Source organism: Prevotella dentasini JCM 15908 (assembly GCF_000614065.1).
Lineage (GTDB): Bacteria > Bacteroidota > Bacteroidia > Bacteroidales > Bacteroidaceae > Prevotella > Prevotella dentasini.
Window position 1 is genome coordinate 1 of record NZ_BAKG01000032.1, and the last position, 8,551, is coordinate 8,551.

Genomic DNA, 8,551 nt, shown 5'->3' on the forward strand with positions numbered 1-8,551 from the left:
TTTACGGGGAAGCGGTTAGAAAAATATTTCTATACGTATAGAAATTTTCCGCTAACCGTATGTAAATTTCAGGCCTTCGGAAACCCCTGTTTTTGCATGCCTTTTCCGGGGTTCCGTATATGCTGCACGGGCATGACGGACGACGGGAACATCTGCCTTCCGCATGGGTTTTCAGCGGTGCTGCGGGCCATGTCCCGGCCGGCGCGGCGTTATTCGTAGTGCATCGACTTGGCCGGATGGATGTGCTGATGAGATAGCTCGGGGCTATCAGCACGAAGATACATATAAATAAGGTGGAGAGATTGAGGGCGATAATCAGCGGAATGTTGAGTTCGACGGGGACGGTGCTGACGTAGTAGGTCTGCGGGTCGAGCGATACAAGCCCCGTCTGCTGCTGGAGGAGGCACAGCCCTATGCCGATGAGGTTTCCCCACAGCAGCCCCCTGCCTATGATGAAGGTGGCAAACCACAGGAAGACGTGGCGTATCTGCCGGTTCCGCGAGCCTAACGCCTTGAGTATTCCTATCATTTGCGTGCGTTCCAGAATGATGATGAGCAGGCCCGAAATCATGGTAACGCCTGCAACCGATACCATCAGGGCGAGGATAATCCATACGTTGAGGTCCATCAGGTCGAGCCATGAGAATATCTGCGGATTCTGCTCGATGACGGTCTCTGCCGAGTAGGTCGCGCCGTACTTGTCTACCTTGTTCTTTACGGCTTGCAGCACGTTGAGAGCCGTTGCGTCGAGCTGGCTGAAATCCCTTACAAGAAGTTCGGCACCTCCGTACTGGTCGCGCTCCCATCCGTTGAGCCTGTTGGCCGAATAGAGGTCGGTGAAGCAAATCTGCGAGTCGTACTGCCTGAGGTTGGTCTCGTATATGCCGCAGATGGTGAACCTGCGGGTGCGCACGCCCTGCCCGTTGACGAAGTAGGCAAATACCCTTTCGCCCGTCTTCAGCCCGAGCTTGTCGGCGATGGTTTTCGATATGAGGAGTTTCTGCTGCGTCTTGCTGTCGGAAAAGGTGGGGATGTAGCCCGAGACCATGTTCTGATGGATGAAGGTGGAGTCGAACTCCGGGCCTACCCCCTTGAGCGTGATGCCGAGAAAGTCGTTGTCTGTCTTCAGGATTCCCTGCGTATAGGCAAAGCGTTCGGCATGCTTCACGCCGGGAATACGGCGCAGCGCGCTCAGCACCGAGTCGCTGACTTGTATGGGATATTGCTCCGACGATTCCAAGGTGTTGAAGTCTGCCACCGTGATATGGCTGCCGAAGCCTATGACCTTGTTGCGGACGGAATGTTTGAATCCCAGTACCACGCTGACCGTTGCAATCATCACCGCCAGTCCGATTGCCACTCCGATAGTAGCAATGCGGATGGCCGGCTTGGATACCTTGCGCGTCTTGTCGCCGCCATTGTATATTTTACGGGCAATGAATAGTGAATAGTTCATCCTGTCAGATGGAGTTTGCGGAGTCGGTGCCTCTTTTTTTGAATTGCAAAGATAGATATTTTTTTTATTTTAATGGCACTTTTTCAAGATAAACGCAGTTTTTTTACTACTTTTGCATGACAATATAATCATGACCGTCCGGACATCCTCCATAGGCAACAAGATGGGCAGACGGCCGGAAAACAACAGAAAGACAATGAGAAGCAGAACAAGTACTTGGTTTGAGACAAAGGTGCGTTACGATAAGGTAATGGAAGACGGCGAGACAAAGAAGGTTACCGAGCCTTACGTCGTGGACGCATTGAGCTTTTCGGAAGCCGAGAGCAGGATTACCGAAGAGATTTCCCACTACGTGAGCGGCGAGTTCGACGTGAAGGCCATAACGCCTGCCGTGTACGGCGAGATATTTTTCAGCGACATTGATACCGACGACAAATGGTTCAAGGCAAGGCTGGCGTTCATCACGATAGACGAGAAGACGGAAAAAGAAAAGCGCACCTCCTCGTCCTATCTCGTTCAGGCAGGCTCAGTGAGCACAGCCGTGAAGCACATAGAGGAAGTAATGGGCAACACGATGATTGACTATGAGATTGCCGCCATTACGGAAACAAAAATCATGGACGTCTTCGAGCATGCCGCCAAGAGCAGGGAGGCTGCCGACAAACCCGAATACGAATAGGACGGGAGGGGGAAGGCTGCCGGAAGATTCCGCTGTTCTTCCGCAGCTCCGCGGTCTCCCGTGTCCCTGCAATCCCCCAGACTTAGCAAACCTTTTTAATTCCTTGAATATATGTATGACGTAGCAAAGAATCTGCATGAAGTGTTGGACAACATTCCCGACGGAGTGCGTCTGGTAGCCATCAGCAAGTATCATCCGAACGAGTATCTCGAAGCGGCATACGCCGAGGGGCAGCGTGTCTTCGGAGAAAGCCACGAGCAGGAGCTTTCTCAGAAGGTGAAGACGCTTCCGGGGGATATTCAGTGGCATTTCATAGGACACCTGCAAACCAACAAGGTGAAGTATATCGCCCCGTATATCTCCATGATAGAGGCGGTGGACTCGCTGAAGCTGCTGAAGGAAATCAACAAGCAGGCCGCCAAGCACGACCGCGTCATTGACGTGCTCTTGGAGCTGCACATTGCCGAAGAGGAAACAAAGTACGGCCTGACGCCCGATGCCTGCCGCGAACTGCTGGAAGACGGCGAATGGCGCGGGCTGAAGAATGTCCACATCTCGGGTCTGATGATGATGGCGTCCAATACGGATGACGAGGCGCAGATAAGGAAGGAGATGATGACGGCAGCCGATTTCTTCGACGAGGTAAAGGCACGCTATTTCGCCAGCGACCCGGAGTTTAAGGAGCGTTCGTGGGGAATGAGCCACGACTATCCGCTTGCCATTCAGTGCCGCTCTACGATGGTGCGGGTCGGCACGGCCATCTTCGGGCCGCGCGTGTATTGATGACAGGCTGGGGCAGCTTCCGTCTCTGGCCGATAGAACCATCTTGCAGAAAGACGAAAACACCTTGCCCCTCCCTTCAACAGCAGCTAAAGAAGGGTAAAGATAATGAGCTGATATGTTGTATTTTACATATTGATAAACGAAAGTGGCACTTTGGACGTTCCAAAGTGCCACTTTCGCTTTGTCAAACAGGCTTGTTGACGAGGCGGAACAGGCGTTCTCGTCTGGCGGACAAGGTGCGTCGGCTTTCCCTTTCCTTTTTCGTCGCGGAGTCTGCCTACAGCCTTAAATCCCCAAGCAGACTCCGAAGACGGGAGAACCGCACTACTTTACAAACTTGTGTCCGTCCCGAACGTAGATTCCCTTGGGCAGCAGCGAATGGTCTGTACCCACGTATCGTCCGTCAAGGCTGTAGATGCGCTTGCCGGCAGGAGCGTGTCTGATAACCGCGTCCCGTATTCCGGCAGTGATGTCCTGTAGGTATTCAAAGGTGATGGTGCCGTCGGCAGGATTCTCCGCGATATGGTAGAGAGGCTTGTTGAGCGTGCGAGATTGAGCTGTATGCTTCCCAAATGGTCTATATGGGAAGTGCCGGGGAATGGGTCGCCGCCGTAGCTGGCGTAATAGGCCGCTTTCTGCGCCGGGTCGCTGCTGTCTATGGTGTAGCTGGATATGAGCTTGCCGTCGGCAGGGACAATGGTCATGCCCGGTTTTCCGAGCACATCGTTGACGTGGTCCCACATGTTGACCGATGCGGGAGTATAGTTGACACGGTAAATCAGCATGCCGTGGCCGAGCGTTGCAAGTTTTGAGGCCCATCCTTCTTTCTGTATGTTGTGGAGAATTAGATATTCCTTCTCGTTGTCGGTGGGCACTTTCAGGCTTGGTCCGCCTGCAAGGTTATCTTTGCAGGCTCGCTGCCGATGGTCTGGAGGGACGACCAGCCCATCACTTCCTTTTCCCACGGCGTGTAGGGAGTCGGTGTATAGCCGTTGTCGGTATATTCTCCACCGTCCATCAAGTCCCATATCTCCATCGCTTGGTCGTCTTTCTGTGCCGAGGCTGCGTAGGGGTAGAAGTCGGGGAGTCCCATTGTGTGGGAGAACTCGTGGCAGAAGAGTCCGATACCGTTGATGCGCTTGTAGGGAGCCGCTGACAGCTCGTAGCCGGGATAGTAGTTCAGTTCGTTGCTGACGCCGTAGCGGCTGACGTTCTTGTTCCCAACCTTGAAAGGATACAGCGTTCCTGCCTTGGGCCATATAAGGTCCTTGAGATGGGGGGCGGAACTTTGCGAATAGCCGGCATAGAGAATGTAAACCAAGTCAATGTTTCCGTCGTTGTTGCTGTCGTACTCATCGAAGTTGACGGTTCCGCTTACAGCGTTGCAGGCATCGTGTATCAGCTCTGTTATCTTAGTGTCTTTTCTGTATCCTTCGTCCTGACCGTAGTAGCTGCCGGGCTTTGGCAGGGTTATCGGACCAACAATGTCAAACTGCGGCGTAAACATGCCGTTGCTCATATCGTGGAAATATTGTTTTACGCTGCCGTAGTTACGCTTTTCGTTGAGCGTATAGTCGGGGAGTTTTCCCTTGTGGTTGAAATAGTCGTTGAAGCTCTTTACAGGGTCGGCAGCTGCAAAGGTCGAATCGGAAAACTGCGTGAGGATAACCAAAACCTTCGGGCTGCCAATATGGGGGAAGTAGGCAGGAGATGTTGAGCCGATGCTCTGTGCCTTCCGAATCATTCTGATGGCTTGCGTGGCTGCGCTGAAGAAAGCCCCCTTGTCCTGTGCCCTGACAATCATCGTCTCAGAAGCAGAGCGCAGATTGGGATTGTGGGCAATTTGCCGGGTAGCCGTCAGTTCACCGCTTTCGGATATATGTGCGACGTAGAAGGCGTTGCCTACCTGCGACAGCAGGACACCGTCGGTAGTGGTCAGCCAGCTGAAGTGCTCGTCGCCGTGCTGGCAAATAGTTAGTTTTGTCCCGTCGGGTTGTATAACGACGACTGGAGTCGGGTCTGCCTTCACGGCCCAAGCAGACAGGGCGGTGAGCGCGAGGCATAGTGCAAGTAATATTTTCTTCATTTATCTAATCCTTATGCAACTTTCGTCTTCCAAAGAAGTATTGTCCTTTCTTTTGTGTACGTCTTCCGAACTCAATGGCATGGTGCGGGCAGTGGTGGTAGCAGGCGAAGCAGGTGAGGCACTTGCCGTTGTGAAGCCATACCGGCTCGGAACCGAGTCCGCCTTTTATATCGTCCACGGGACAGACATTGGCACATATTCCACACTTGACGCATCGGTCGGGGTCTACATGAAAGGGCTTGTCGGTAATGAGCTGATGGACGAAGAATCCTCCTACGACAGAAGAGAAGAAGCCCGGTATCGGGCCACGTACAAGGCCGTCCCAACCCTCGGGCTGTCCGCCGACTGACCGGACGCGTCTGTTCAGCCGTTCGGTGAAGGCTGCAATCTTCTTCTCTGCCGCCTCTATCTTTTTCCTTTCCTTTTCGGGAGTATCGGTTACCATACCCGGCAGACCGACGTAAGACTCGGGCATGACTACCGTCTCTACCAAACTGAGCTGCATATTGAAGTCGGCTTGGATTTCGGAAAGGCTTTTCCTGAATCTTTCCATTGTCTTTCCGACAGAATCGCCGGCTGTCAGCAGGCAATAGCAATAGGGACTTGACGGGGCGGCTGTATGGAGCCGAACCTTTTTCAGAAACTCCCCGACAATGCGAGGAACTCTCCATCCGTGTACTGGAAAGACAAAGCCAAGCGGCTCGCCGGCTTGCAGTTCGTATTGGCAGTGGCCTTTTAATGCTTCGGGAATGGAAATCAGCTCGTCGCCTGTGCTGTCGGCAATCTGCCGTGCAGCCCACTTGCTGTTCCCGGTACTTGAGAAATAGAATATCATGGGGGCAAAGTTACGAATAAATTTTGAGTTTTCAGAGTAGCCGCGTGGATTATATATAATAAGGTGTAAGGGGAATAGGGATTGTTTCTCAAAAATATTGGATAACACAAGCGGGAAGTTGCATCTTTTCATTACTTTTGCAGGTGAAAGCCATACCGCCGTGAAAAAAAGACCGAATCTGGATATGTATCCCCTCCTGAAGGTGGCAGTGATGCTCGTGCTGGGCATTATTGCCGGGGAATGGTGGATAGGTGTCCTGTCGGTATATGTATGGTTGGCGGTTGCTGCTGCGTTGGCGGTACTCGCGTTGCTGACCTCCCGATTGCCGACAGTTAACTCCGCGTTGATAGGCCTACTCGTTTTCGCGACAGGCGGATGCCTTATAGTCCGCTCGGAGGATGCGCTGCAGGTTCGCCTTCCCGGCGTTACCACCTACGAGGCTGTCCTGATGACCGAGCCTGTGGAGCACGGGAAAGTGGTCCGGATGGACATCGGGGTGCTGACCGCATCCCGTCCGCTGATGGTCAAGGCCTCGCTGCTGCGCGACACGGTGGAAGAAAGATACCGGGAGTTGCATGTAGGCGATGGGATAGAGGCGTCTTCCCTGTTGGAGAAACCGACGACGGCAGAAGGAGCGGAGTTTGACTACGCGCTCTGGCTGCACCGGCATGGTTTCGATGCCGCCACGTTTATCTATTACAAGAACTGGAAGCGGAAGCCGGTCAGGCTCTCTTCTTTCAGCCTCGTTGAAAGGGCGACTTTGCGCCTTCGCCGTTTTCGCTCCGTTTTGGAAGCCCGACTGAAGCAGAACGGTATGAGTGGGCAAGACTTGGCCGTCGTGTCGGCTATGACCTTAGGCGACCGCCGCTTGGTGTCCAAGGAAGTGAAAGACGACTATTCGGTATCCGGCGCGAGCCATGTCCTCGCCCTCTCGGGACTGCATTTGGGTATTATCTACGGCATATTGGGCTTCTTCTTTTCGGTTTGCAAAGGATTTGTCCCCTTGTCCGGCGGTTTCCGAAAAGCGATTTCTGAATTTCTTATTATGACGTCAGTCTGGTCGTATGTGTTCTTAGTCGGTTTTTCGCCTTCGATAGTCCGCTCCGCCATTATGCTGACGGTCTGTTCGGTTGTCAGCCTGCTGCACCGCGACCGCTATTCGGTCAATACGCTGGCCTTTGCCGCCCTGCTCATCCTCTCGGTCAATCCGCTTGCACTCTTCGACGTGGGCTTTCAGCTGTCGTTTGCGGCCGTTCTGTCTATTCTTCTATTCATGCCGCTGATTTATCCTGCCGTTCCCGCGGCTTGGCTGCAACGCCACTGGCTGTTGAAGTGGCTGTGGGGAATGGCGGTGGTCTCGTTTTCGGCACAACTCGGGACTGCGCCTTTGGTGGCATGCCATTTCGGCCGGTTTCCCTGTTACGGACTTCTCGCTTCCTTCATAGCCATACCGTGTGCCACTGTTGTTGTCTACGGCGTCCTGCTCTTTTTCGCCGTCAGTCCGGTTCCTTTCCTTGCGGCTTGGATAGGGAAGGGAATATCTGCCGTTTCAGGCTTGATGAACCAGTCGTTGTCGTGGACGGCAAGCCTGCCGGGGGCAAGCATGGAACACCTGCATGTCTCGTCGGTTCAGGCTGCTGTCTGCTATGTGGTTCTTTTCGGCGTATGGCTGTCGGGGCGTTTTTTCATGGAGCGGATGGATTTACGCTGATTTTTTGTAACTTTGCAGCCACTTATGCAACGATATTTCATCACTTTGGCCTATGACGGCACCCATTATCACGGATGGCAAAGGCAGCCTAACGGCATCTCCGTGCAGGAGACGCTGGAGAAAGCCCTGTCTACGCTGCTGCGGATACCCGTTGCCGTAACGGGGGCGGGGCGCACCGATGCCGGCGTGCATGCCCGGACGATGGTTGCCCACTTCGACTACGAAGGCGAGGCCGACGGCATCCAGTTGGCCTACAAGCTCAACCGCCTGCTGCCGAGAGACGTTTCGGTATTCGGGATTGAGCCTGTAGACTCAGGTCTCCATGCCCGTTTCTCTGCCGTCTCGCGCACTTATCATTACTATGTGCACACTCGCAAGTCGCCGTTTCTCCGGCATTATTCCTGCGAGGTGCACTATCCGCTCGACTTCCACAGGATGAACGAGGCGGCAGAGTATCTGATAGGCGAGAAGGACTTCAAGTGTTTCTGCAAGGCAGGTGCCGACGTGAATACTACCATTTGCAATCTCACCGAGGCAAGATGGATTCCCGTGACCGGGATGCCGTCTTCGGAGCGGCCGCAGAATGTGGAAGCCGGCGAGGGGGAGTGGTGTTTTGTCATTTCCGCCAACCGTTTCCTGCGCAACATGGTGCGTGCCGTGGTAGGGACGCTGGTGGACGTCGGGAGGGGGAAACTGACGGTTGAGGACTTCAGGCGCATTGTGGACGGCGGCACGAGAAGCGATGCCGGCGAGAGCATGCCCGGCAACGCGCTCTTCCTCTGGCGCGTGGACTATCCCCAAAAGTAAGCGTTCTTTATTGTGTGTGCGTTGCAGGCCCGCGCCCCGGCAGGCTTACGGGGGACGGGCAGCGATGGCGGTGCAGGGCCGGCGGAACATCTGCCGGCGCGTAACGGTGCGGCCCGTCTACCTGCCGTCAACGGGGTGGGGATGCAGACAGATTTCCGGCAGGATTGGCCGTTGTTTTCCGGGCTTCAGGGAGG

6 protein-coding genes and 2 pseudogenes are annotated in these 8,551 nt (G+C 54.3%); 5 read left to right on the top strand and 3 right to left on the bottom strand.

Annotated elements, in window-relative coordinates; all coding sequences use genetic code 11:
* Positions 1-209: 209 nt before the first annotated feature.
* Positions 210-1,456, bottom strand: a pseudogene (locus tag JCM15908_RS13910) (ABC transporter permease).
* A 196-nt stretch (positions 1,457-1,652) separates the two neighbouring features.
* On the opposite strand from JCM15908_RS13910, the gene JCM15908_RS11105 reads away from it, so the two are divergent.
* Positions 1,653-2,135: a DUF4494 domain-containing protein gene (locus JCM15908_RS11105; RefSeq protein ID WP_025003379.1), complete on the top strand. Its 483-nt coding sequence runs from the start codon at positions 1,653-1,655 to the stop codon at positions 2,133-2,135.
* A gap of 111 nt (positions 2,136-2,246) precedes the next feature.
* A complete protein-coding gene (locus tag JCM15908_RS11110) occupies positions 2,247-2,918 on the top strand; it encodes a YggS family pyridoxal phosphate-dependent enzyme (protein ID WP_025003380.1) in 672 nt (223 codons plus the stop codon).
* 324 nt (positions 2,919-3,242) lie between these two features.
* Here JCM15908_RS11110 and JCM15908_RS13915 read toward each other — a convergent pair.
* Together JCM15908_RS13915 and JCM15908_RS11120 are read right to left on the bottom strand one after the other, a co-directional pair.
* A pseudogene (locus JCM15908_RS13915) lies at positions 3,243-5,004 on the bottom strand (M6 family metalloprotease domain-containing protein).
* Positions 5,005-5,008: 4 nt separating this feature from the next.
* The gene (locus JCM15908_RS11120) at positions 5,009-5,839 is read right to left on the bottom strand and encodes an EFR1 family ferrodoxin (RefSeq protein WP_025003381.1); all 831 of its coding nucleotides are present in this window, start codon (positions 5,837-5,839) and stop codon (positions 5,009-5,011) included.
* Between the two features lie 160 nt (positions 5,840-5,999).
* Here JCM15908_RS11120 and JCM15908_RS11125 point away from each other — a divergent pair, with 160 nt between their 5' ends.
* From JCM15908_RS11125 to JCM15908_RS15310, 3 genes are all read left to right on the top strand, one after another.
* Complete coding sequence (locus JCM15908_RS11125) at positions 6,000-7,550, top strand: ComEC/Rec2 family competence protein (protein WP_025003382.1); 1,551 nt, start codon at positions 6,000-6,002, stop codon at positions 7,548-7,550.
* Positions 7,551-7,574: 24 nt separating this feature from the next.
* The gene (truA, locus tag JCM15908_RS11130; RefSeq protein ID WP_025003383.1) at positions 7,575-8,357 is read left to right on the top strand and encodes a tRNA pseudouridine(38-40) synthase TruA; all 783 of its coding nucleotides are present in this window, start codon (positions 7,575-7,577) and stop codon (positions 8,355-8,357) included.
* A gap of 12 nt (positions 8,358-8,369) precedes the next feature.
* On the top strand, positions 8,370-8,551 hold a 182-nt coding region (locus tag JCM15908_RS15310), incomplete at its 3' end, for a hypothetical protein (RefSeq protein ID WP_234396451.1).